This window comes from Serratia sp. DFXYC6, assembly GCF_057196085.1.
Window position 1 is genome coordinate 2,259,389 of record NZ_JBXUNV010000001.1, and the last position, 24,074, is coordinate 2,283,462.

Consider the following 24,074-nt stretch of genomic DNA (forward strand, 5'->3'; position numbering starts at 1 on the left):
GATTACTTAGTCAGCAGGGACTCGATATCCTGCAGCAGTTGCTCAGCCTGAGCGGACGGTAGCACCGCATCAACCGGCAAATACCACCAATTGGGCTGGGCAAAGGCGCGACACTTCACCGCGTCCTTCTCCGTCATCAACAGCGTTTGATCTGCATTAACCAACGCCGCCAGCGGTTCCTGCTGATATTCCTGATGATCGGCAAACGCCACTTCCTGCACGACTTCGACGTTCAACTTTTCCAACGTCGCGAAGAAACGCGGCGGATGGCCGATGCCCGCCATCGCCACCACGCGCGGCAGCTCGGCCGCCGGGCGACGTTCACCGCTCAGCAGGTTCACCGCATCACGCGCCTGCAGGCGCATGGCAATTTCCCCGGCCTGCGCCACGCCACCATTGGCGACGCGCGCATCGACGCTGCCAAGCCGCGCGGCACGTTCACGCATCGGCCCGGCCGGCAACCACCAGCCGTTACCGAAACGACGCACGCCGTCGATGACCACCAGCTCGAAGTCACGCTGTAAAGCGTAGTGCTGCAAGCCGTCGTCGGTGATGATCACATCCAGCGGCTGTTGTTGCAGCAGGGCCTGCACCGCCTCGGCTCGCTTGGGCGCGATCGCCACAGGCGCACCGGTACGTTGATAAATCAGCACCGGCTCATCGCCCGCCTCGCGGGTCGACGTATTCTGACCGAGCACCAGCGGATAAACCGCCGACTTGCCGCCGTAGCCGCGTGACACCACGCCAACGCGATAGCCCCGTTGTTGCAGGTGTTCCACCAGCCAAATCACCATCGGCGTTTTACCGTTGCCGCCGGCGGTGAGGTTACCCACCACCACTACCGGCACCGGCGAACGCCAACTTTTACGCAGGCCGCAGCGGTAACTGAGGCGGATCAGCCAACTGAACAAGCCATAAAGCCACGAGAGCGGCAATAGCGCCAGATAAAGCAACGAACCGCCGGACCAGATGCGCTCAATCATTATTGACCAAACTGCATGCGGTGCAGCTGCGCATAGGCGCCCTGGCGCTCAAGCAACTCGGCGTGTTCACCGCGTTCGACGATGCGGCCGTCCTCCACCACCAGGATCTCGTCCGCCTTCTCAATGGTCGACAGACGGTGTGCGATCACCAGCGAAGTGCGGTCTTTCTGCAGCTCGTCCAGCGCGGCCTGAATGGCACGCTCGGATTCGGTATCCAGCGCAGACGTCGCCTCATCCAGGATCAGGATCGGGCAATCGCGCAGCAAAGCACGCGCGATGGCAATGCGCTGGCGTTGGCCGCCGGACAGCATCACGCCGTTTTCACCGATCACCGTATCCAGACCGTTTTCCATCTTGTTGATGAAGTCCATCGCGTACGCCATTTCCGCCGCTTTCTCAATCTGCTCGCGGCTGTATTCGCTCTCGCGCGCATAGGCGATGTTGTTGGCGATGGTGTCGTTGAACAGGTGCACGTTTTGTGAAACCAGGGCCACCTGATTGCGCAGCGAGGCCAGGGTATATTCACGCAGATCGTGGCCATCCATCAGGATTTCGCCTTCCTGAATATCGTAGAAGCGCGTCAGCAGGTTGGCGATGGTGGATTTACCCGAACCGGAACGGCCCACCAACGCGACGGTTTTGCCTTCGGAGATTTTCAGGTTGATATCACGCAGCGCCGGCGTTTCTTTGGCCGGGTAGTAGAAGGTGACGTTGCGGAATTCGATATCGCCTTTCGCACGCTTCACTTCGCGGGTGCCGGTGTCTTTTTCCTGTTCCATATCCAAAATGGAGAACAGCGTCTGACAGGCCGCCATCCCTCGCTGGAACTGGGCATTGACGTTGGTCAGCGACTTCAGCGGACGCATCAGCGCGATCATCGACGAGAACACCACGGTAATGGTGCCGGCGGTCAGGGTTTCCATCACGCTTGGGAAGCTGGCGGCAAACAGCACGAACGCCAGGGCCAGCGAAGCGATCAGCTGAATGATCGGATCGGAAATCGAAGACGCGGAGACCAGTTTCATGCCCTGTTGGCGCATGCGGTTGCTCACCGAGTTAAAACGCTCGGTTTCCACCTGCTGGCCGCCGAAGATCAGCACTTCTTTATGGCCTTTCAGCATCTGCTCGGCGCTGGTGGTCACCTGCCCCATGGTGTTCTGCATGTTCTTGCTGATGTTGCGGAAACGCTTGGACACCAGGCGAATGGCGATGGAGACGATCGGCGCCAGCACGATCAGGATCACCGACAGCTGCCAGCTGTAGTAAAACATCATGATGAACAGGCCAATGATCGAGGCTCCTTCACGCACCACGGTCACCAGCGCGCTGGAAGAGGAGGAAGCTACCTGCTCGGAATCATAGGTAATACGCGACAGCAAAGTCCCGGTGGACTGCTGATCGAAGAAGGCCACCGGCATTCTCATCATGTGGCCAAACAGGCGGCGGCGCATTTGCATCACCACCATGCCGGAAACCCAGGAAATGCAGTAGCTTGAAACAAAACTGGTCACGCCGCGCATCAACATCAGCGCAATCACCGCCAACGGCATCCATACCAGCACGCTGCTGTCGGTTTTTCCAAACCCATCGTCCAATAGCGGTTTAAGCAGAGACAGCATCAGCGTGTCCCCCGCTGCGTTCATAATCAACGCAATGGCGGCCACAATCAGCCCGGTCTTAAAAGGAGTGATCATCGGCCAGAGTCGACGGAACGTCTGCCAGGTCGAGAGATCTTTATCATTCATCATGCAAATACCAGCATCGGAAGAAATAGCGGCCTATTTTACTCATTATCACCCTCTACGCCAAACCGCTGATGGTACCAACGGGGCATTAATTGTTCGCGAAAGCCTTTAATTTGCCAATCGTTGTCGAAAAAAAGTACCGATAACTGACCCGAGCGCGTTGTATCGCGCCATTGGATGCCATTTGCCCGGTATCTGGCGACCACTTTCCGCGCCGGCAATCGCCATTTGTTGTAACGCGATGCGGAGGCCAGCGCCACTTCGGGATTGACCGCGCGCAGAAACGGCGGCGTCGAGGACGTCTTGCTGCCGTGATGCCCCACCTGCAACACCGTAGCCGCCAAGCGATCGCGCCGCAACCGTAACAGCTGCGCCTCCGCCTTCTTTTCCGCATCGCCGGTGAGCAGCAAACTGAATTGCCCATCGTCGATGCGGATCACGCAGGAGTCGTCATTGACCGGCCTTTTGCGCGTTTTCGGTGGCCACAGCACCTCGAATTGCAGCGATTGCCAGCGCCAACGCTCCCCGGCGATGCAGGGCAAGTGCCCTTCCCCGCGTATCGGGCTGCGCACCGTCGCCTGCGGAAACGCCCGCCGCATCACCGGCAGCCCGCCGATATGATCGAGGTGAATATGGCTGATAATGATCTGCTCCAGTTCAATATTCCGCCAGTTCAACATCGGTAAGATATGCCGTTCGGCAGCGCTGCCCGTGGGCCAACGATCGCCGGTATCGTACAGTATCCCCTTGCCGTTTTGCTCGATAACCACCGCCAACCCGTGCCCGACATCAAGCATATCGACGCGCCAGCGATAGTCCGGCGCTTTGCCACGCCACAACACGCAGCATATCGCCACCGCCGCCAGCCCCGGCGCATAGCGCCACCACCAATGAAAGCGCCAGCAGATAACGATAAGCCATCCCGCTATGCTGGCCAGCAGCGAGGCGGCCCCCAAATCCACCCAACCGCGTTGCAGGTAATGCAGCGGCACAAACACCCCGCTCAACGTGAAATCTGCCAACCACCAAAGCCCGTAACTTAGCGAGGGGAAGACGCCGCCGATCACCGCCAGCAAAATCAACGGCACCGTCACCAATGAGACGATGGGCACAGCCCAAAGATTGGCAGGCAGCGAGGTCAGCGTCAGGCCTAAAAACAGCGCGACCTGCATCGGCACCAGCAACAACGTCATGCCCAACTGAATATGCAGCCAGCGTACCGGCGCCCAATACCAGGCCGAGCGAAATCGCTCGCTGAGCGGTGCCCATTCAAACCAAAAAATCAAACACCCCACCGCCAGCACCGACAGCCAAAAACTGTCTGACAAAACCGCCAACGGATCGCACAGCAAAATCAGCCCGATACACCACAGCCACACTTGCCAGGAAGAACAATGAACGCCGCGCAAGCGCAGCAGCATCCACAGCGTCATCGCCAACGCGGTACGCACCGCCGGCGGTTGGGCGCCCACCAACCAAACATAGATCAGCGTCGCCACCCAGCCTGCGACCAATGGAAAGCGATAGCCAATCAAATGGGCGGGAAGAAAAAACTGCAGCGCTCGCAACGCGGCCCAGAACAAAATGGCGACCATCGCCACATGCAACCCTGAAATGGCCATCAGGTGAGCGATGCCGGTTTTCAGCATCAGCGTGCGCAAAGCCTGCTCCAGCGCGGTTCGTTCCCCAAACGCCAGCGCCAGCAATACCGCCTTGTAACGCAATTCACCGATGTTAGTTTCCGCATGGCTGATGATGCGCTGACGCAGCCCGCAGTCGCCATCCAGCAAACGAGCCTGCCTGACCCGCCCCGTCAACGGCTGGCGCTGGGCAATCGCCCAACGTTGGCTGTCAAATCCGCCTTCATTGAGCTTGCCATGTACCGGCCGCAGGCGCAGTTTCAATTGCCAACGCTGCCCGGCGCACAGCCGCTGCTGTTCGGGAGCCCACGTCGTGGTAAACGCCAGCGCAGGCGCCAACCAATGACCGTCGACCCGCTCGATGCGCATCAGCGTCTGTTTACTGGCGGCGGGCTCCAGCGCGACGCTGCTCACCTGCACCACCGCCGTCACGTCCGGCATGCGAGTTAAGCGCTCCATTTGCCCGAGCAGGCTTCCGGCGTTGAAAACCGCCCATGTGAATCCCAATCCCAGGCAGGCCAAATAGCGGCAGAACGGCCAACGCGCGCGCAACAGCAAGCAGCCGACAAACAGCATCGGCCACAGCAGCCATAGTTCTGGCAACTGCGGTAAAATCAGCAGCGGCAAGATGCCGCAGATAACGGCGAATATCGCCAGATCCAGCGAAATTTTGATCGTTCTTCTCCCATCGCACCCGCCACGCGCACAAGCGCGTTACGGCAGGCAAACAGGATGAGTCAAGCGGCATGTCGCGACCAGCGGGCTTTAGCGAGAATGCGGCGAGCGCGCCAGGGTAAGAGAGGTTTATGCAGCAACTACACCGCAAATGCGGCGCAGTACGCAATTCACAAGCGTATCGTGGAGAATCGCAGGCGAAAAAAAACGGCGCCTTACAGGCACCGTTTTATATTCTTTACAAGCAACAACGCTATGCTCAGTCAGCGACTAGCCATAGATATTGGCGCGGTCACGCAACTCTTTGCCTGGTTTGAAGTGAGGAACGTACTTGCCGTCCAGCTCGACTTTGTCACCGGTTTTCGGGTTGCGGCCTACACGCGGGGCACGGTAGTGAAGAGAAAAACTGCCGAATCCGCGGATCTCAATGCGTTCGCCCTCGGCCAGCGTAGCGGCCATGTGCTCAAGCATCTCTTTCACTGCATCCTCAACGGCCTTCGCCGGAATATGAGATTGCTGGCCAGCAAGTCTTTCAATAAGTTCAGACTTGGTCATAGTACCTCCAAGCTTTGCAGCTAAACTACCGTATTGGGGCGGTCAGCGACCGCCCCCCGTCATTACTCGCCTTTAGCCGCTTTGAAAGCTTCAGCCATTGCGTTAGAGAAGTTGCCTTCTTCCTGTTTGTTGTTAACAGTTGCGATGGCGTCTTTCTCGTCAGCTTCGTCCTTAGCACGTACGGACAGGCTTACAACGCGGTTCTTACGGTCAACGCCGGTGAATTTAGCTTCAACTTCGTCACCTACGTTCAGAACCAGAGTTGCATCTTCAATGCGGTCGCGAGAGGCTTCAGATGCACGCAGGTAACCTTCTACGCCGCCTGCCAATTCAACTGTAGCACCTTTGGCGTCAACTGCAGTGACTTTACCAGTAACAATAGCACCTTTCTTGTTCATAGACAGGTAGTTATTGAACGGGTCTTCAGCCAGTTGCTTCACGCCCAGGGAGATACGCTCGCGCTCTGCGTCAACTTGCAGAACAACAGCAGCGATTTCGTCGCCTTTCTTGTATTCACGTACTGCTTCTTCGCCTGCAACGTTCCAGGAGATGTCAGACAGGTGAACCAGGCCGTCGATGCCGCCGTCCAGGCCGATGAAGATACCGAAGTCAGTGATAGACTTGATTTTACCTTCAACGCGGTCGCCCTTGTTGTGGGTTTCTGCGAACTGCTGCCATGGGTTGGATTTGCACTGCTTCAGGCCCAGGGAGATACGACGACGTTCTTCATCGATGTCCAGAACCATCACTTCCACTACGTCGCCCACGTTAACAACTTTGGACGGATGGATGTTTTTGTTGGTCCAATCCATTTCAGAAACGTGTACCAGACCTTCAACGCCTTCTTCGATTTCTACGAAGCAGCCGTAATCAGTCAGGTTGGTTACACGGCCAGTCAGCTTGGTGCCTTCTGGGTAACGTTTCGCGATAGCAACCCATGGATCTTCGCCCAGCTGTTTCAGGCCCAGGGATACACGAGTACGCTCGCGGTCGAACTTCAGCACTTTAACAGTGATTTCATCGCCAACATTGACGATTTCGCTTGGGTGCTTAACGCGTTTCCAAGCCATGTCAGTGATGTGCAGCAGGCCGTCTACGCCGCCCAGATCAACGAATGCACCGTAGTCAGTGAGGTTCTTAACGATACCTTTAACTTCCATGCCTTCCTGCAGGTTTTCCAGCAGTTGATCGCGCTCAGCGCTGTTCTCGGATTCGATAACCGCACGGCGAGAAACGACAACGTTGTTGCGCTTCTGATCCAGCTTGATGACTTTGAACTCAAGCTCTTTGCCTTCCAGGTGCAGAGTGTCACGTACCGGACGCACGTCAACCAGGGAACCTGGCAGGAACGCGCGGATGCCGTTCAGCTCGACGGTGAAGCCACCCTTCACTTTGCCGTTGATAACACCGGTTACAGTCTCAGCTTCTTCGTAGGCTTTTTCCAGCGTGATCCAAGCTTCGTGACGCTTAGCTTTCTCACGGGACAGCAGGGTTTCACCGAAGCCGTCTTCAACAGCATCCAGAGCAACGTCAACTTCGTCACCAACCTGGATTTCCAGCTCGCCCTGGGCGTTTTTGAATTGCTCAGCCGGGATGGCAGACTCAGATTTCAGACCGGCGTCAACCAGTACGATATCTTTGTCGATAGCAACAACGACGCCACGAACGATGGAACCCGGGCGGGTTTCGATTTCTTTTAAGGATTCTTCAAAGAGTTGAGCGAAAGATTCAGTCATGTTGTTAATCTTCAGGGTTCTTTAGTTTAACGTCCATTTAGCGTCCCGCCGAATGGGGTTGTTTCACATACCCCGCCATTGGCTCCATGCCGACAGGGTTTAAGGTTACAGGGGTAAAATTTTACCCGATATATTGCGATACCGCTATGACAAATATGACAAAAAGCCAATAGCGCCGCCGCGCTTATTGCTGCGGCAACGCCAACACTTTCTGTGCATACGTCAACGCCTGCCGGATCACTTCTTCGATCGACATGCTGGTAGAATCCAGCACGAGGGCGTCAGAAGCGGGCACCAGAGGCGCGATAGGCCGATTACGGTCACGGTCGTCCCGTTCCTTTATCTCGGCTAAAAGACGTTCAAAGTTAACATTAAAGCCTTTCTCCTGCAACTGCAGCATGCGGCGGTGCGCGCGCTCCTCCGAGCTGGCGTCGAGGAAAATCTTGACCGGCGCGTCAGGGAACACCACCGTGCCCATGTCGCGGCCATCGGCAATCAGGCCGGGCGCCTCACGGAATGCGCGCTGGCGGCGCAGCAACGCCTCGCGCACGCGCGGAAACGCAGCCGCTTGCGACGCGGTGTTGCCGACGGTTTCGGTGCGGATCTCATTGCTGACGTCCTCACCTTCCAAAATCACCTGCAGCTTGCCGTCCTGGGCAACGAAGCGAACATCGAGATGTGCGGCCAGCGGAACCAGCGCTTCCTCAGAAGTGATATCCACCTGATGATGCAACGCCGCCAGCGCCAGCACGCGATAGATCGCGCCGGAGTCCAGCAAACGCCAACCAAGGGACTCGGCCAACGCTTTACACAGCGTGCCTTTGCCCGCGCCACTTGGTCCATCAACGGTTATCACCGGGGCTGTAGCCGTCATTTCTCTCTCCTTCAGGTAGAAAACCTCACAGAGACACGGCGTGCTTCGACTCGAAGCCCGTGAGCTCTGTCACCTGCCCAATCAGGGGCAAATACGGTGGCGTATTATACGCTGCCCTACGGCGATCTGTTACCCTGGAACTATCCGGTTGTTGAAAATAAGCGCACAACCGCGAAAAAGTATAGAAGAAACGCCGGTCGCCAAAGGTTAAAAACGATAAAGGCCCGCAAAGGGGCCTTAAAATAAACGATTTGACGGGTTACGCCGGCTGGCTGATGCGCGCCAGCTGTTCGAAATAATCCGGGAAGGTCTTCGCGGTGCATTTCGGATCGAGAATGGTGACCGGCGTATCCGACAGCGCCACCAGCGAGAAGCACATTGCCATGCGGTGATCGTTGTAGGTGCCGATCTCGGCGAACTGCAGTTTGGCCGGCGGCACGACGTGAATGTAGTCTTCGCCTTCGTCCACTTCCGCCCCCACTTTACGCAGCTCGGTGGCCATCGCCGCCAGACGGTCGGTCTCCTTCACCCGCCAGTTGTAGATATTGCGGATGGTGGTCGGCCCCTCGGCGAACAGCGCTGCGGTGGCGATGGTCATCGCCGCGTCGGGAATGTGGTTCATGTCCATGTCGATGCCGCGCAGTTCACCGCGGCTGCACTCGATGAAATCGTCGCCCCAGGTGATGCGCGCGCCCATTTTCTCCAGCACGTCGGCAAACTTGGTGTCGCCCTGCACGCTTTTGCGACCGATGCCGGTCACGCGCACGGTGCCGCCCTTGATCGCCGCCGCCGCCAGGAAGTAAGAGGCGGAAGAAGCGTCGCCCTCAACCAGGTAATCGCCCGGCGCGATATACGTCTGGCGCCCCTGGATATGGAATACCCGGTAGTTGTCGTGGCTCACCGATACGCCGAAGGTGCGCATCAGATGCAGCGTGATGTCGATGTACGGCTTGGAAACCAGCTCGCCCTTGATGTGGATCTGCGTATCCTGCGGCGCCAGGGGCGCGGTCATCAGCAACGCGGTCAGGAACTGGCTGGAAACGCTGCCGTCAACGGTGACGTCGCCGCCCTGGAAACCGCCGCGCAGGCGAATTGGCGGGTAATCGGTCTGTTCGAGGTAATCAATCTGCGCCCCGCCCTGGCGCAACGCGTCCACCAGATGGCCGATCGGGCGTTCTTTCATGCGGGGTTCCCCGGTCAGCACCACGTCGCCTTCACCAAGGCACAGCGCCGCCGCCAGTGGGCGCATCGCGGTGCCGGCATTGCCGAGGAACAGTTCCAGCGGTTGGTTGGCCACCAACGGCCCGGCCACGCCGGTCACTTCACACACGGTGCGGTCGGCGGAAAGCCGGTAGTTCACACCCAACGCCTGCAGCGCATTCAGCATATGACGCACGTCGTCGCTGTCCAGCAGGTTGGTCAGCCGGGTCGTTCCCTCCGCCAGCGCCGCCAGCAGCAGAGCGCGGTTAGAAACGCTCTTCGAGCCGGGTAAGTTGACGGTGCCATTGACCAGGGCGACCGGTTGTAACGTCAGGGAATCCACCATGTGAACAAAACTCTCCAATTCTGATAAACGAAACGGCTCCGGAATAATGCCGGAGCCGCTTTAATGCAAAAGGACAACAGCCTGAGGCCGCCCGCGCCTGGCGGGCTGCCGGAATCAACCGTGACGACGTTCGAAGTCGGCCATGAAGTCGGTCAGCGCCTGGACGCCGGCCAGCGGCATGGCATTGTAAATAGAAGCGCGCATGCCGCCAACTACCCGGTGGCCTTTCAGCGCCTGCAGGCCGATAGCCTCGGCTTCGCTGAGGAACACCTTGTCCAGCGCCGCATCGGCCAGCTGGAACGGCACGTTCATCCAGGAACGGTTGGCGATCGCCACCTGGCTGCGGTAGAAGTCAGATTTATCGATGGTCGCGTACAGCAGCTCGGCCTTGGCCTGATTGCGTTTTTGCATCTCCACCAGGCCGCCCTGCTCTTTCAGCCATTTGAACACCAGCCCGGACAAGTACCAGGCGAAGGTCGGCGGGGTGTTGAACATCGAGCCGTTCTCGGCCAGCACGGTGTAGTCAAGGATAGACGGCACTTCTTTGCGCGCCTTGCCCAGCAGATCGTCGCGCACGATCACCAGCGTCAGGCCGGCAGGGCCGATATTTTTCTGCGCGCCGGCGTAAATCACGCCGAAACGGCTGACGTCGAGCGGGCGGGACAGGATGGTCGAGGAGTAATCGCCGATCACCACTTTGTCGCCGAAGTCCGGCGTTTCATCGATGGCCACGCCGTCGATGGTCTCATTCGGGCAATAATGCACGTAAGCCGCGTCGTTGCTCAGTTGCCACTCTTTCATCGGCGTGATGCCGCTCAGGCCGTCGATGCGGGTTTTCACGTCGATGACGTTCGGGGCGCAATACTTTTCCGCTTCCTTGATGGCGCTGTGCGCCCAATAGCCGCCGTCGATATAGTCGGCGGTGGCCTTGTCGCCCAGCAGGTTCAGCGGCAGCGCGGCGAACTGCGCGCGGGCGCCGCCGTGGCAAAACAGCACTTTATAGTTGGAGGGGACTTTCAGCAGATCGCGCAGATCCTGTTCCGCCTGCTCGGCAACGGCGATGAATTCTTTGCTGCGGTGACTGATCTCCATCACAGACGTTCCCAGGCCGTGCCAGTTGCACAGTTCCTGTTCCGCACGACGCAACACTTCCACCGGCAGCATCGCCGGGCCAGAGCTAAAATTATAAACCTGAGTCATTTCCCCTCACCACATTCACTGTTCGCCGCAGAAAAGCGACCTGTCGAAAAGACGCCCGAAGTTAACGCTCGCGTTAACCAACCCATCGGTTTTATCACTCACGCCCCATGGCTGCAACGCTTATTCGCCCGTCGGCGGCAAACGGCCGTGCCGGGTGATGACAGGCTCTGCGGCCGTCGCGATTGTTTGGACGATAAAACCCTGTGACATGGGGAAATTCAGCGGGTTAACGCGGTGTTTTATGCTGTATTCAGCCAACATGGCTGCGGGAGCCCGGATGGCCCCCGCAGGAGAGGAAACGATCAGTACTGATTAAACATCTGCTGGATCTGCTTCGCGTCTTTGGTTTGCGTCAGCGCCAGCTGCAGCAGAATGCGCGCCTTTTGCGGATTCAGCGTGCCGGCGGCCACGAAGCCGTACTTGGCGTCGTCCACTTCCGCATCCTCGGTGGTGGCGCCGGTCGGCACGCGCGAAGAACGCACCACCGCCACGCCGTTGTGCGCCGCCGTCGCCAGGGTGTCGAACACGGTTTTATACAGGTTGCCGTTGCCGACCCCGGCGCTGACGATGCCCTGATAGCCTTCGGCGATCAGGGCCTTGGCCGGCGCATCGGAGGCGTTGGCGTAGTTGTAGACGATGCCGACCTTCGGCAGCTCGTTCAGCTTGCTGACGTCGAACGGCGTCTCCCGGGTATGCTTACGCTGCGGCGAGCGCTGGTAATCGATCTTGCCGTTGTGGATATACCCCAGCGGGCCGTAGTTTGGCGACTGGAAGGTCTGCACGGCGGTGGTATTGGTCTTGGTGACGTCACGCGCGTCCAGCACGGTGTCGTTCATCGCCACCAGCACGCCGCGGTTGGCCGATTGCGGATCCGCCGCCGTCACCACCGCGTTATACAGGTTGAACGGGCCGTCGGCGCTCATCGCCGTCGCCGGCCGCATCGCCCCCACCAACACCACCGGCTTGTCGCATTTCACCGTCAAATCAAGGAAATAGGCCGTCTCTTCCAGCGTATCGGTGCCGTGAGTGATGACGAAGCCGTCGGTTTTGCCGCAGTCGGCGTCAATTTTCTTCGCCAGCGTCAGCCAGACCTGATCGTTCATGTCCTGCGAGCCGATGTTCACCACCTGCTCCCCCTGCACGTTGGCGATATCCTTCAGCGCCGGCACCGCATCGACCAACGCCTCGACGCCAAGCTTGCCCGCGGTATAGTTGGATTTCGTCGCCGAATCGCCGCCGCCGGCGATAGTGCCGCCGGTCGCCAGCAGGGTGATGTTGGGCAGCGCCAGCGCCGAGGCGCTGACACCGGTCAACAAGAGGGTTAACGCGCTGAGTTTCACTGATTTCATTAGATTTCTCCGTGACAGATAACTTGCTGAATTATGGTCTTTATCCTTAAAAAAACTGTGACTTTGCCACCGCTTTAGGAATACGTGGAGCTCCAGCGTAAAACCCCGTATCATTGCGCGTTTTTAGTACGCGCAAAAAGTGAAGACAATGACGCAAACTTTTATCCCCGGTAAAGACGCCGCCCTGGAAGACTCCATCTCCCGTTTCCAGCAGAAGCTGAGCGATCTCGGTTTCAACATCGAAGAAGCCTCCTGGCTGAACCCGGTGCCGCACGTGTGGTCGGTGCACATCCGCGATCGCGATTGCCCGCTGTGCTTCACCAACGGCAAAGGCGCCAGCAAAAAAGCCGCGCTGGCCTCCGCGCTGGGTGAATATTTCGAGCGCCTGTCCACCAACTACTTCTTCGCCGATTTCTATCTGGGCAAGCAGATCGCCGAAGGCGACTTCGTGCACTATCCGAATGAGAAATGGTTCCCGATCCCTGAAGACGACGCGCTGCCGGCCGGCATCCTCGACGAACGTCTGCACGCCTTCTACGATCCGCAGCAAGAGCTGAGCGCCAGCGATCTGGTCGATCTGCAGTCCGGCAACGCCGATCGCGGCGTGTGCGCGCTGCCGTTCACCCGTCAGTCCGACCAGCAAACCGTGTACATCCCGATGAATATCATCGGCAACCTGTATGTTTCCAACGGCATGTCCGCCGGCAACACCGCCAACGAAGCGCGCGTGCAGGGCCTGTCGGAAGTGTTCGAGCGTTATGTGAAAAACCGCATCATCGCCGAATCCATCAGCCTGCCGGCGATCCCGGACGAGGTGCTGAACCGCTACCCGGGCGTGGTGGAAGCCATCGCCAAGTTGGAAGAGGAAGGTTTCCCGATCCTCTCCTATGACGCCTCGCTGGGCGGCAACTACCCGGTGATCTGCGTGGTGCTGTTCAACCCGACCAACGGCACCTGCTTCGCTTCATTCGGCGCGCACCCGGACTTCGGCGTGGCGCTGGAGCGCACGGTAACCGAACTGCTGCAGGGCCGCAGCCTGAAAGATCTCGACGTGTTCACCGCGCCGACCTTCGATGACGAAGAAGTGGCGGAACACACCAACCTGGAAACGCACTTCATCGACTCCAGCGGCCTGATCTCCTGGGATCTGTTCAAGCAGGACGCGGACTATCCGTTCGTTGACTGGAACTTCAGCGGCAGCACGCAGGAAGAGTTCGCCACCCTGATGAGCATCTTCGACAAGGAAGACGCGGAAGTGTACATCGCCGACTACGAGCACCTGGGCGTCTACGCTTGCCGCATCATCGTGCCGGGCATGTCCGATATCTACCCGGCGGAAGACCTGCTGCTGGCTAACAACAGCATGGGGGCGCACCTGCGCGATACGCTGCTGGCGCTGCCGGGCAGCGAGTGGGAGCCGGAAGAATACCTGGCGCTGATCGAGCAGTTGGACGACGAAGGGCTGGACGATTTCACCCGCGTACGCGAACTGCTGGGCATTGCCAGCGGCAAAGACAACGCCTGGTATACCCTGCGCGTGGGCGAGCTGAAGTCGATGCTGGCGCTGGCGGGCGGCGATCTGGATCAGGCGCTGATCTGGACCGAATGGACGCAGGACTTCAACGCCTCGGTGCTGAGCCCGGCGCGCAGCAACTACTACCGCTGCCTGCAAACGCTGCTGCTGCTGGCGCAGGAGCCTGAACGCGAAGCGGCGCAGTACTATACCGCGTTCGTGAAGATGTACGGCCAGGAAGCGGTCGACGCCGCCTCCGCCGCCATCAGCGGTGAAGAGCGCTTCAACGGGCTGTTCGCCGTCGATGCCGATCTGAAGGCGCTGCCGGCCCATCAGGCGCTGCTGGCGGCTTACGAGAAGCTGCAGGCGGCCAAACGCCGCCACTGGGCCAAGGCCTAAGCATCATCAGGGGATACTGCCACTTTGGGAGTACCCCTGTTGCCAAACGCCGCACTCCGTTGCGGCGTTTTCAATTTTGCGGTTTATTTCAACGCATTCGGTTTTATTTTTTCGCCGGGAAATAGGTGGTTAAACGACCATAAAAATAAATAAACCGTCAATTGTTGCCGGACGGTGAAATAATAATTAACCGATAATTAAACTTTCAGCGCCGCGCGGCGACAAAACGCCTAAAAATTTAACTTTACTCCACGCCGACCACTCGGTGGATTCAAAAAAATTTGCAAACATTAAAAAATTGTTTTTGATTAAAAATCAATAAATTAACCATAAAAGCCACACAAAAAACACGCCATTTCACCGCTCTACTTCCCCGCCTTATGATCCAAATCAAATTTTCCCCTATACTGCTTTGCTAGTATCTCATTGCGTTGTTTTAACCCTTAAGAGCGAGAGTTAGTTTGAAAACTGACAGCCCCTTCGATCTGATTTTACCTGCGGCAACGGCGAAAATCGCTGAAGATGCCGGCGTGTATAAAGCCACCAAACATCCGCTGAAAACGTTTTATTTGGCGATCACCGCCGGTGTCTTCATTTCCATCGCCTTCGTCTTCTACATCACGGCGACCACCGGCACCGCCGGCGTGCCTTTCGGGCTGGCGAAACTGGTCGGCGGCATCTGCTTCTCTCTCGGGTTAATGCTGGTGGTGGTGTCGGGCGCCGACCTGTTCACCTCTACCGTGCTTATCGTCATCGCCAAGGCCAGCGGCCGCATCAGCTGGGGCCAGCTGGGCGCCAACTGGCTGAACGTTTATCTCGGCAACCTGGTCGGCGCGCTGTTCTTCGTGGCGCTGATCTGGTTCTCCGGCGAGTATATGGTCGCCAACGGCCAGTGGGGCCTGAATGTCCTGCAAACCGCAGACCACAAGCTGCATCACACCTTCATCGAAGCCGTCTGCCTCGGCATTCTGGCCAACCTGATGGTCTGCCTGGCGGTCTGGATGAGCTACTCCGGCCGCACCCTGACCGACAAGATGCTCGCCATGGTGCTGCCGGTCGGGATGTTTGTCGCCAGCGGCTTCGAACACAGCATCGCTAACATGTTTATGATCCCTATGGGCATCGTGGTCAAACACTTCGCCACGCCGGAGTTCTGGCAAGCCGTAGGGGCGGTACCTGAGCAATTCGCTCATCTGACAGTAAGCAACTTCATCATCGACAACCTGATTCCGGTCACCCTCGGTAACATCATCGGCGGTGGTCTGCTGGTTGGGTTGACTTACTGGGTAATTTATCTGCGCGGGGGCCGCGAGCAGCACTAAGCTGTGAGTAACCGCGCGCAGAGTTAGAAATCCACAATCAAAGGTAGGTGTACAATGACCGAACTTAACGAGAAATTAGCCAACGCTTGGGAAGGTTTCAGCAAGGGTGACTGGCAGAATGAAGTCAACGTTCGTGACTTCATCCAGAAAAACTACACGCCTTATGAGGGTGACGAATCCTTCCTGGCTGGCGCTACTCAAGCCACCACCACCTTGTGGGACAAGGTTATGGAAGGGATCAAACTGGAAAACCGCACTCATGCGCCGGTTGATTTCGACACCAACGTTGCTTCAACCATCGTTTCTCACGACGCGGGTTACATCGCCAAAGAGCTGGAAACCATCGTGGGTCTGCAGACCGACGCCCCTCTGAAACGCGCGCTGATCCCGTTCGGCGGCATCAAAATGGTCGAAGGTTCGTGCAAAGTGTACGGCCGCGAACTGGATCCGCAGCTGAAAAAAGTGTTCACCGAATACCGCAAAACCCACAACCAGGGCGTATTCGACGTTTACACCAAAGACATCCTGAACTGCCGTAAATCCGGCGTGCTGACCGGTCTGCCGGACGCCTACGGCCGTGGCCGCATCATCGGCGACTACCGCCGCGTGGCGCTGTACGGTATCGACTTCCTGATGGCCGACAAGCTGAACCAGTTCAAATCGCTGCAGGAAAAACTGGAAAACGGCGAAGACCTGGAAATGACCATCCAGCTGCGCGAAGAGATCGCTGAACAGCATCGCGCTCTGGCTCAGATCAAAGAGATGGCCGCCAAATACGGTTACGACATCTCCGGCCCAGCCACCAGCGCGCAAGAAGCGGTGCAGTGGACCTACTTCGGCTACCTGGCCGCGGTGAAATCCCAGAACGGCGCCGCCATGTCCTTCGGCCGCGTGTCCACCTTCCTCGACGTGTTCATCGAGCGCGACATCAAGGCGGGCAAACTGACCGAAGAGCAAGCGCAGGAGCTGATCGACCACCTGGTGATGAAACTGCGGATGGTGCGCTTCCTGCGTACCCCTGAGTACGATGAGCTGTTCTCCGGCGACCCAATCTGGGCGACTGAGTCCCTGGCCGGTATGGGCGTCGACGGCCGTACCCTGGTCACCAAAAACAGCTTCCGCTTCCTGAACACCCTGTACACCATGGGGCCGTCTCCGGAACCGAACATGACCATCCTGTGGTCTGAGAAGCTGCCGCTGAACTTCAAGAAATTCGCGGCGAAAGTGTCCATCGACACCTCTTCCGTTCAGTACGAAAACGACGACCTGATGCGCCCTGACTTCAACAACGATGACTACGCCATCGCTTGCTGCGTCAGCCCGATGATCGTCGGCAAACAAATGCAGTTCTTCGGCGCCCGCGCCAACCTGGCGAAAACCATGCTGTACGCCATCAACGGCGGCGTTGACGAAAAACTGAAAATGCAGGTCGGCCCGAAAGAAGCGCCGATGATGGACGAAGTGCTGGACTATGACAAAGTCATGGCGCGCATGGACCACTTTATGGATTGGCTGGCCAAGCAGTACGTGACCGCGCTGAACATCATTCACTACATGCACGACAAGTACAGCTACGAAGCTGCGCTGATGGCGCTGCATGACCGTGACGTTTATCGCACCATGGCTTGCGGCATCGCCGGTCTGTCCGTGGCGGCCGACTCCCTGTCCGCCATCAAGTACGCGAAAGTCACCACCATTCGCGACGAAGACGGCCTGGCTATCGACTTCAAAGTGGAAGGCGAGTATCCGCAGTTCGGTAACAACGACGCCCGCGTCGATGACATCGCCTGCGACCTGGTTGAGCGTTTCATGAAGAAAATTCAGAAACTGCGCACCTACCGCAACGCGGTACCGACCCAGTCCGTACTGACCATCACCTCCAACGTGGTGTACGGTAAGAAAACCGGTAACACCCCGGATGGCCGCCGCGCCGGCGCACCATTCGGCCCAGGCGCCAACCCGATGCACGGCCGCGACCAGAAAGGCGCAGTAGCCTCCCTGACCTCGGTAGCCAAACTGCCGTTTGCCTACGCGAAAGACGGGATCTCCTACACCTTCTCCATCGTGCCTAACGCGCTGGGTAAAGACGACGACGTGCGTAAAGCCAACCTGGCGGGCCTGATGGATGGTTACTTCCACCATGAAGCCTCCATCGAAGGCGGCCAGCACCTGAACGTCAACGTAATGAACCGCGAAATGCTGCTGGACGCGATGGAAAACCCTGAGAAATACCCTCAGCTGACCATCCGCGTCTCCGGTTACGCCGTGCGCTTCAACTCGCTGACCAAAGAGCAACAGCAGGACGTCATTACTCGTACCTTCACTCAAACGATGTAATGCGCCAGCCGGGCGGGAAACTGCCCGGTAGCAACGTCAGGGCCGGTTCTGCCGGCCCTTTTCTCCCACCGCTCTCCCCTGACTCTGTACGAGTCTGTTTTGCCGGACATCTATACTGAATGGATAACCGGCAAAACAGTTATCCGGCAACTGACCGGCCGACAGGCATCATTACCCCCGGTGGCGGGCTCACTCCGCCACTGCATCGCAGATACCTGGCCGGCGGCCACGCGCCTATTTTTAGACTGCGTTTGACAGTCAATATTGGAGAAAACCCCGCAATGTCAGTAACTGGTCGCATCCACTCCTTCGAATCCTGCGGCACCGTCGACGGGCCAGGGATCCGCTTTATCGTCTTCTTCCAGGGCTGCCTGATGCGCTGCCTCTATTGCCATAACCGCGACACCTGGGATACCCACGGCGGCAAAGAAGTGACCGTCGAAGAGCTGATGAAAGACGCGGTGGCCTACCGCCACTTCATGAACGCTTCCGGCGGCGGCGTGACCGCGTCCGGCGGCGAAGCGATCCTGCAGGCTGAATTCGTGCGCGACTGGTTCCGCGCCTGCCACGCCGAAGGCATCAATACCTGTCTGGATACCAACGGCTTCGTGCGCCGCTACGATCCGGTGATCGACGAGCTGCTGGACACTACCGATCTGGTGATGCTGGATCTGAAACAGATGAACGATGAGATCCACCAGAATCTGGTCGGCGTTTCCAACCATCGCACGCTGGAATTCGCCCGCTACCTGGCGAAACGCAACCAGCGCACCTGGATCCGTTACGTGGTGGTGCCGGGTTGGTCAGACGACGATAAATCGGCGCACCTGCTGGGCGAGTTCACCAAAGACATGACCAACATCGAGAAAATCGAGCTGCTGCCTTACCACGAGCTGGGCAAGCACAAATGGATAGCGATGGGGGAAGAGTACAAACTGGACGGCGTGCATCCGCCGAAGGCCGAGACCATGGATCGCGTCAAAGGCATCCTGGAAAGCTACGGCCACAAAGTCATTTACTGATTGGCGCAGCGCCAAAGACAAACCGGCTCATAGCCGGTTTTTTTATGCTCAGGCGGCGGCGAACGGCGTGTGATGGTGATCCGGCTTCTGCTTCTTCAGCAGCATCAGCAGGTAAACCAGCGCCACGGCGGCGATCATCACGAACAGCACGCGGTCGGAATAGTTCTGCATCAGCAGCGCCGTCATCGATGGGCCCAGCAAGCTGCCGATGGTGTAACTCATCAGCAGCGCCTGGTTCATCGCCACCAGTTCGTGCGGCATTGCCTTCTCACAGGCCCAAGACATCGCCACCGGATACAGGGTAAAGCCGGCGCAGCCGAGGATGAACAGTGAAGGCGCCATGGCGTAGTTGCCGAGCATCGCCACGCTGGCGAGGATCACCACAAACACCTGAATGCGCAGCACCAGCAGGCGCCCGTAACGATCGGCCAGGCGCCCGACCGGCCATTGGCCGACGATGCCGGAGCTGACCAACAGCGCCATCCAGTAGCCGACGTTAGCGTCGCTCATGCCCTGATGAGAGAGGTACAGCGGCATCAGGCCATACAGCGAACCGAGCACGATGCCGGAGATGATGCAGCCGTTGATGCCCAGGCGCGCGCTGCGGCGTCTCAACATTGTCCATACCGCCGCTTGCTGCGGCTCGTCTTCATGGCGGTTTACCCGCGCGAACAGCATCGGCAGCATGGCGCTGATCACAATCGCGGTCACCCACGGCACCACGTGCAGCAATTCGGTCGAGGTCATGCTCAACAGTAACTGGCCGGTCACCGTCCCGAGGTAATAGACAATCATATAGGCCGCCAGCAGCTGGCCGCGGTTGCTGAGATTACCGCTGCGCAGCAGCGCGCTTTCCACAATCACCCAAATCCAGGCGCAACCGACGCCGGCGAAGAAGCGCCAGCCCAGCCAGCTCCAGAAATCGATCGACAGCACCATACCGGCGGTCGCGGCGGCGAACAACAAACAGGAGAGATGGTAGCTGCGGGTGAAGCCGACGCGCTGGATCAGTTTACCCGCCACCAACGTGCCCAACAGGTTGCCGCTGAAATAGGAGGAGCTGACCATTCCCACTTGCCAGGTCGACAGCTGAGCATGGGTTAACCAAAGAGGCACTAACGTATTCAAAACGGCAATGGATACCGTGAGCAACAACAGGCCGCAGAGCAACAGGAGCACTGGGCGGGAGTATGCGGACATAGTGAAATTGTGACCGAACGCGCAATGAGAGTGCGCGCATCATGCCACTGGCGATAAAAAAGTCAATCGCCTCTTATCATTCCAGCGCACGATTTGTTTCCGACCAAACGACCGAAAAAGCGTTATGCTCAGCGCAGAGCGGATTTGACGACGGAGAAGCGAGATGAGTCAGGCAAATAATGCGGCGGTCGAGACCTTGCTGGCGGACATCGGCAGCACGCACGGCGAGCTGCTGGAGATCGTACAACAGGTGCGCCGGATCGCCACGGCGAGCGGCAGTGGCGTCAGCGAATCGGTCAAATACGGCGGCATCATGTTCTCGCATACTCAATTTTTCTGCGGCGTTTTCGCCTACCGCAATCACGTCACGGTGGAATTCGGCCAAGGGCACCGACTGGAAGATCGCTATCAGCAACTTGAAGGCAACGGCCAATATCGGCGGCACATCAAGCTTCACTCGCCCGCCGAAGTGAAAAGCAAGCACCTGGCGGACTACATTAAACAAGCCTACGCGCTGGCGAAAGGCTGAATTCTCGACATAAAAAAAGCGCCCGCAGGCGCTTTTTTCTAGTGATTGGCTGTTCAGCCGATATATTCCAGGCCGCCCATATAAGGACGCAGCACTTCAGGCACCTGAATGCGACCGTCGGCCTGCTGGTAGTTTTCCAGCACCGCCACCAGTGTACGGCCGACCGCCAGGCCGGAGCCGTTCAGCGTGTGAACCAGACGCGGTTTCTTGTCGGCCTTGCTGCGGCAGCGCGCCTGCATGCGACGCGCCTGGAAGTCCCACATGTTAGAGCAGGACGAGATCTCGCGGTAGGTATCCTGCGCCGGCAGCCACACTTCCAGATCGTAAGTCTTGCACGCGCCGAAGCCCATGTCGCCGGTGCACAGCAGCACCTTGCGGTAAGGCAAGTTCAGCAACTGCAGCACTTTTTCCGCGTGGCCGGTCAGCTCTTCCAGGGCATCCATCGAATCTTCCGGACGGACGATCTGCACCATTTCAACCTTGTCGAACTGGTGCATGCGGATCAAACCACGGGTGTCGCGGCCGTAAGAACCGGCTTCCGCACGGAAGCATGGCGTGTGTGCGGTCATCTTCAGCGGCAGAGATTCCTCTTCCACGATCTCGTCGCGCACCAGGTTGGTCAGCGGCACTTCCGCCGTTGGGATCAGCGCGTAGTTGCTGCTGTCGGCTTCTTCTTCCAGCGGGCGGGTATGGAACAGATCTTCGCCGAACTTCGGCAGCTGGCCGGTGCCGTACAGCGTGGCGTGGTTGACCAGATAAGGCACGTAGGCCTCCAGATAGCCATGCTGCTCGGTGTGCAGATCCAGCATGAACTGGGACAGCGCGCGGTGCATGCGGGCGATTTGCCCTTTCATCACCACGAAACGCGAACCGGTCAGCTTAACTGCGGCGGCAAAATCCAGCCCGCCGGCCATTTCGCCCAGATCGACGTGATCGCGCACCGCGAAGTCGTACTGGCGCGGTTCGCCCCAGCGGGTGACTTCCAGGTTTTCGCTGTCGTCTTTACCATCCGGCACCGCGTCGTCCGGCAGGTTAGGCAGCGTCAGGGCGTAATCGCGGATCTCGCTTTGCAGCGCATCCAGCGCCGCCTTGGCGGCATCCAGCTTGTCACCCAGCTCGTTCACTTCGCGACGCAGCGGCTCGATGTCTTCCCCACGCGCTTTGGCCGCGCCGATGGATTTCGATCGGGAGTTGCGTTCCGCTTGCAGCGTTTCAGTTTCTACCTGCAGAACTTTGCGGCGTTCTTCCTGCGAACGCAGCAGATCCAGATCGAGTTTAAAGCCTCGGCGAGCCAGTTTGACGGCGACTGCGTCTAGCTCATTACGCAGCAGATTGGGATCGAGCATGCTAATCCTGTGCTTGTTGTTATTGAAAGAAGTGTTGTTGTTCTATGCGGCTGATTTATAGCCGCATAAAAGAAGAGTGATACCCGCTAACCTTACCGCAACGGCCACGCTAGCGGTAGCGTTTTGTCGGGCTATTTTGATCCTGCTCAGCCAGCCATGCCAACTTTTCGCCGATTTTCCCTTCCAGCCCGCGCGAGGTCGGTTGGTAGTAGCGCGTATGGGCCATTTCGGGCGGGAAGTAGTTCTCGCCGGCGGCGTAGGCGTTGGGTTCGTCGTGGGCGTAACGGTACTCCGCCCCCAGCCCCATCTCCTTCATCAGCTTGGTCGGCGCGTTGCGCAAATGCTCCGGCACGTCATAATCGGCCTGCTCCCTGGCGTCGCGCATGGCGGCCTTGAACGCGGTGTAAACCGCGTTGCTCTTCGGCGCGCAGGCCAGGTAAACAATCGCCTGCGCGATGGCGCGCTCGCCCTCCGCCGGCCCCACGCGGGTGAAGCAATCCCAGGCGGCGATCGCCACCTGCATGCCGCGCGGATCGGCGTTGCCCACGTCTTCAGAGGCGATCGCCAACAGACGGCGCGCCACATAGAGCGGATCGCCGCCGGCGGTAATGATGCGCGCATACCAATACAGCGCGGCGTCCGGCGCCGAACCGCGCACCGATTTATGCAGCGCGGAAATCAGGTCGTAATAACGGTCGCCCTTGTTGTCGAAGCGCGCGCTGCGCTCGCCCGACACCTCTTTCAGCAGCTGCGGCGTCAGCACCCGCACGCCTTTGGCGTCGATCTCCGCCATGTCCGCCATCATTTCCAGGCTGTTCAGCGCCCGGCGCGCATCGCCGCCCACCAACTCCGACAGCAGGCGGCGCGTTTCCGCCGGCAGCTCGACGTTCTGGCCGCCAAAGCCGCGCGCCTTGTCGTTCATGGCCTGATCCAGCACCTGGCCGATATCTTCGGCGGTCAGCGCCTTAAGCAGATACACGCGGGCGCGCGACAGCAGCGCCGAGTTCAATTCGAACGACGGGTTTTCGGTAGTGGCGCCGATAAAGGTGATGGTGCCGTCTTCAATGTGCGGCAGGAAGGCGTCCTGCTGACTTTTGTTGAAGCGGTGCACTTCATCGACGAACAGAATAGTGCGGCGGCCGGCGTCGCGGTTTTGCCGCGCCCGTTCGATCGCCTCGCGGATCTCCTTGATGCCGGAGGTCACGGCGGAGATCCGTTCGACATCCGCCTGACCATAACGGCCGATCAGCTCTGCCAGCGTCGTCTTCCCGGTGCCCGGCGGCCCCCATAAAATCATCGAGTGCAACTGCCCGGCCTCGATGGCGCGCGGCAGCGGCTTGCCGGCGGCCAGCAGATGCTGCTGGCCGATATACTGCGCCAGCGTGGTCGGCCGCATGCGCGCGGCCAACGGCTGGAACTCGTTCTGGGAAAAATCGAGCGACAGATTATTACTCACTTGCACCTCACTGGCGCTGGTCGTCCAGCGTCACCCCCTTCGGCGGGGTAAATTTGAATTTGGCCGGATCGGCGGCAACGTTCTGCTGGCTTTTCAGCGTATAAGCGCTGCGCTGGCCGTCCTGCTCCACTGCGGCGAAGCTGCGGATGGTGCCGCTGTTGGTCACGCTGATGGCGAATTGCTTCAGGTTGCCGCTGGCGGATTTTGGCGTTAATTCGAAATCATCGCCCTTTTGCTTCACGTTGTACTGTTTCCAGTCGCTGGCATTATTGCGGGTGATCAGCATAAACGGCGTATTGCCGGTGGCGTTCTTCAACCAGGTCGCCGTCACCTGCTCGACGAACGGGTTGTAAAACCACAGGGTTTGGCCATCGGAGACCAGCACGCTCTCATCGGGTGAGGTCATGTGCCAGTTGAACAGGTTCGGCCGCTTCACCCACAGCTCGCCTTCACCCTGTTGCACCGCGGCGCCTTCGGCGCTGGTCACGGTTTGCGAGAAGCTGGCGTGGAAACTGTTCACCTTCGCCAGGCGACTTTGCAGATCCTGTGCGGCGTCGGCCAGCACGGAGGTAGAAGCGAATCCCGAAAGCAGACAGCAGGCAACTAACAGTTTTTTCATTATTCCAGATACCTTATGAAATGCGTTA

General features: G+C 58.6%; 18 protein-coding genes. 5 read left to right on the forward strand and 13 right to left on the reverse strand.

Annotated features, from left to right (window positions below; genetic code table 11):
* Positions 1 to 2: 2 nt before the first annotated feature.
* The 9 genes from lpxK to ansB all read right to left on the reverse strand — a co-directional run bounded on the left by lpxK (position 3) and on the right by ansB (position 12,303).
* Positions 3 to 983 (reverse strand): tetraacyldisaccharide 4'-kinase, encoded by a 981-nt coding sequence (gene lpxK, locus AC2CGQ_RS11145; protein ID WP_015377330.1) that lies wholly within the window; start codon positions 981 to 983, stop codon positions 3 to 5.
* Positions 983 to 2,731: a lipid A ABC transporter ATP-binding protein/permease MsbA gene (gene msbA / locus AC2CGQ_RS11150; protein ID WP_015377329.1), complete on the reverse strand. Its 1,749-nt coding sequence runs from the start codon at positions 2,729 to 2,731 to the stop codon at positions 983 to 985. Before msbA ends, lpxK begins: the two co-directional genes overlap by 1 nt.
* Before the next feature lie 35 nt (positions 2,732 to 2,766).
* Positions 2,767 to 5,043 (reverse strand): ComEC family protein, encoded by a 2,277-nt coding sequence (locus AC2CGQ_RS11155; RefSeq protein WP_412034282.1) that lies wholly within the window; start codon positions 5,041 to 5,043, stop codon positions 2,767 to 2,769.
* A gap of 270 nt (positions 5,044 to 5,313) precedes the next feature.
* On the reverse strand, positions 5,314 to 5,598 hold the full coding sequence (gene ihfB / locus AC2CGQ_RS11160; RefSeq protein ID WP_004928264.1) for an integration host factor subunit beta: 285 nt from the start codon (positions 5,596 to 5,598) through the stop codon (positions 5,314 to 5,316).
* 62 nt (positions 5,599 to 5,660) lie between these two features.
* Positions 5,661 to 7,334 carry a 30S ribosomal protein S1 gene (gene rpsA, locus AC2CGQ_RS11165; protein WP_004928267.1) on the reverse strand — a complete coding sequence of 558 codons (1,674 nt, stop codon included), beginning with the start codon at positions 7,332 to 7,334 and terminating at the stop codon, positions 5,661 to 5,663.
* 184 nt (positions 7,335 to 7,518) lie between these two features.
* Positions 7,519 to 8,208, reverse strand: coding sequence for a (d)CMP kinase (gene cmk / locus AC2CGQ_RS11170; RefSeq protein WP_004928270.1), 690 nt, complete (start codon positions 8,206 to 8,208; stop codon positions 7,519 to 7,521).
* A gap of 259 nt (positions 8,209 to 8,467) precedes the next feature.
* The gene (aroA, locus tag AC2CGQ_RS11175; RefSeq protein ID WP_016928320.1) at positions 8,468 to 9,754 is read right to left on the reverse strand and encodes a 3-phosphoshikimate 1-carboxyvinyltransferase; all 1,287 of its coding nucleotides are present in this window, start codon (positions 9,752 to 9,754) and stop codon (positions 8,468 to 8,470) included.
* Positions 9,755 to 9,868: 114 nt separating this feature from the next.
* Positions 9,869 to 10,954, reverse strand: coding sequence for a 3-phosphoserine/phosphohydroxythreonine transaminase (serC, locus tag AC2CGQ_RS11180; protein ID WP_004928275.1), 1,086 nt, complete (start codon positions 10,952 to 10,954; stop codon positions 9,869 to 9,871).
* Between the two features lie 302 nt (positions 10,955 to 11,256).
* Positions 11,257 to 12,303 carry an L-asparaginase 2 gene (gene ansB, locus AC2CGQ_RS11185; protein WP_021504333.1) on the reverse strand — a complete coding sequence of 349 codons (1,047 nt, stop codon included), beginning with the start codon at positions 12,301 to 12,303 and terminating at the stop codon, positions 11,257 to 11,259.
* 148 nt (positions 12,304 to 12,451) lie between these two features.
* On the opposite strand from ansB, the gene ycaO reads away from it, so the two are divergent.
* The 4 genes from ycaO (at position 12,452) to pflA (ending at position 18,896) form a co-directional block, all read left to right on the forward strand.
* The gene (ycaO, locus tag AC2CGQ_RS11190) at positions 12,452 to 14,215 is read left to right on the forward strand and encodes a 30S ribosomal protein S12 methylthiotransferase accessory factor YcaO (RefSeq protein WP_004928282.1); all 1,764 of its coding nucleotides are present in this window, start codon (positions 12,452 to 12,454) and stop codon (positions 14,213 to 14,215) included.
* 461 nt (positions 14,216 to 14,676) lie between these two features.
* The gene (gene focA / locus AC2CGQ_RS11195; protein ID WP_004928284.1) at positions 14,677 to 15,537 is read left to right on the forward strand and encodes a formate transporter FocA; all 861 of its coding nucleotides are present in this window, start codon (positions 14,677 to 14,679) and stop codon (positions 15,535 to 15,537) included.
* Positions 15,538 to 15,591: 54 nt separating this feature from the next.
* On the forward strand, positions 15,592 to 17,874 hold the full coding sequence (gene pflB, locus AC2CGQ_RS11200) for a formate C-acetyltransferase (protein WP_004928286.1): 2,283 nt from the start codon (positions 15,592 to 15,594) through the stop codon (positions 17,872 to 17,874).
* A 281-nt stretch (positions 17,875 to 18,155) separates the two neighbouring features.
* On the forward strand, positions 18,156 to 18,896 hold the full coding sequence (gene pflA / locus AC2CGQ_RS11205) for a pyruvate formate lyase 1-activating protein (protein ID WP_031299859.1): 741 nt from the start codon (positions 18,156 to 18,158) through the stop codon (positions 18,894 to 18,896).
* Positions 18,897 to 18,944: 48 nt separating this feature from the next.
* Here pflA and AC2CGQ_RS11210 read toward each other — a convergent pair whose 3' ends face one another.
* A complete protein-coding gene (locus tag AC2CGQ_RS11210; protein WP_033654251.1) occupies positions 18,945 to 20,096 on the reverse strand; it encodes an MFS transporter in 1,152 nt (383 codons plus the stop codon).
* Positions 20,097 to 20,259: 163 nt separating this feature from the next.
* Here AC2CGQ_RS11210 and AC2CGQ_RS11215 point away from each other — a divergent pair, with 163 nt between their 5' ends.
* Positions 20,260 to 20,625 carry a DUF1801 domain-containing protein gene (locus AC2CGQ_RS11215; protein WP_015377322.1) on the forward strand — a complete coding sequence of 122 codons (366 nt, stop codon included), beginning with the start codon at positions 20,260 to 20,262 and terminating at the stop codon, positions 20,623 to 20,625.
* A 53-nt stretch (positions 20,626 to 20,678) separates the two neighbouring features.
* Here the strand turns inward: AC2CGQ_RS11215 and serS are convergent, their stop codons facing one another.
* The 3 genes from serS to lolA form a co-directional block, all read right to left on the reverse strand.
* Complete coding sequence (gene serS / locus AC2CGQ_RS11220; RefSeq protein WP_038880767.1) at positions 20,679 to 21,971, reverse strand: serine--tRNA ligase; 1,293 nt, start codon at positions 21,969 to 21,971, stop codon at positions 20,679 to 20,681.
* Between the two features lie 109 nt (positions 21,972 to 22,080).
* On the reverse strand, positions 22,081 to 23,367 hold the full coding sequence (locus AC2CGQ_RS11225; protein ID WP_049811597.1) for a replication-associated recombination protein A: 1,287 nt from the start codon (positions 23,365 to 23,367) through the stop codon (positions 22,081 to 22,083).
* 67 nt (positions 23,368 to 23,434) lie between these two features.
* On the reverse strand, positions 23,435 to 24,046 hold the full coding sequence (gene lolA / locus AC2CGQ_RS11230) for an outer membrane lipoprotein periplasmic chaperone LolA (RefSeq protein ID WP_015377319.1): 612 nt from the start codon (positions 24,044 to 24,046) through the stop codon (positions 23,435 to 23,437).
* Between the last annotated feature and the right edge of the window lie 28 nt (positions 24,047 to 24,074).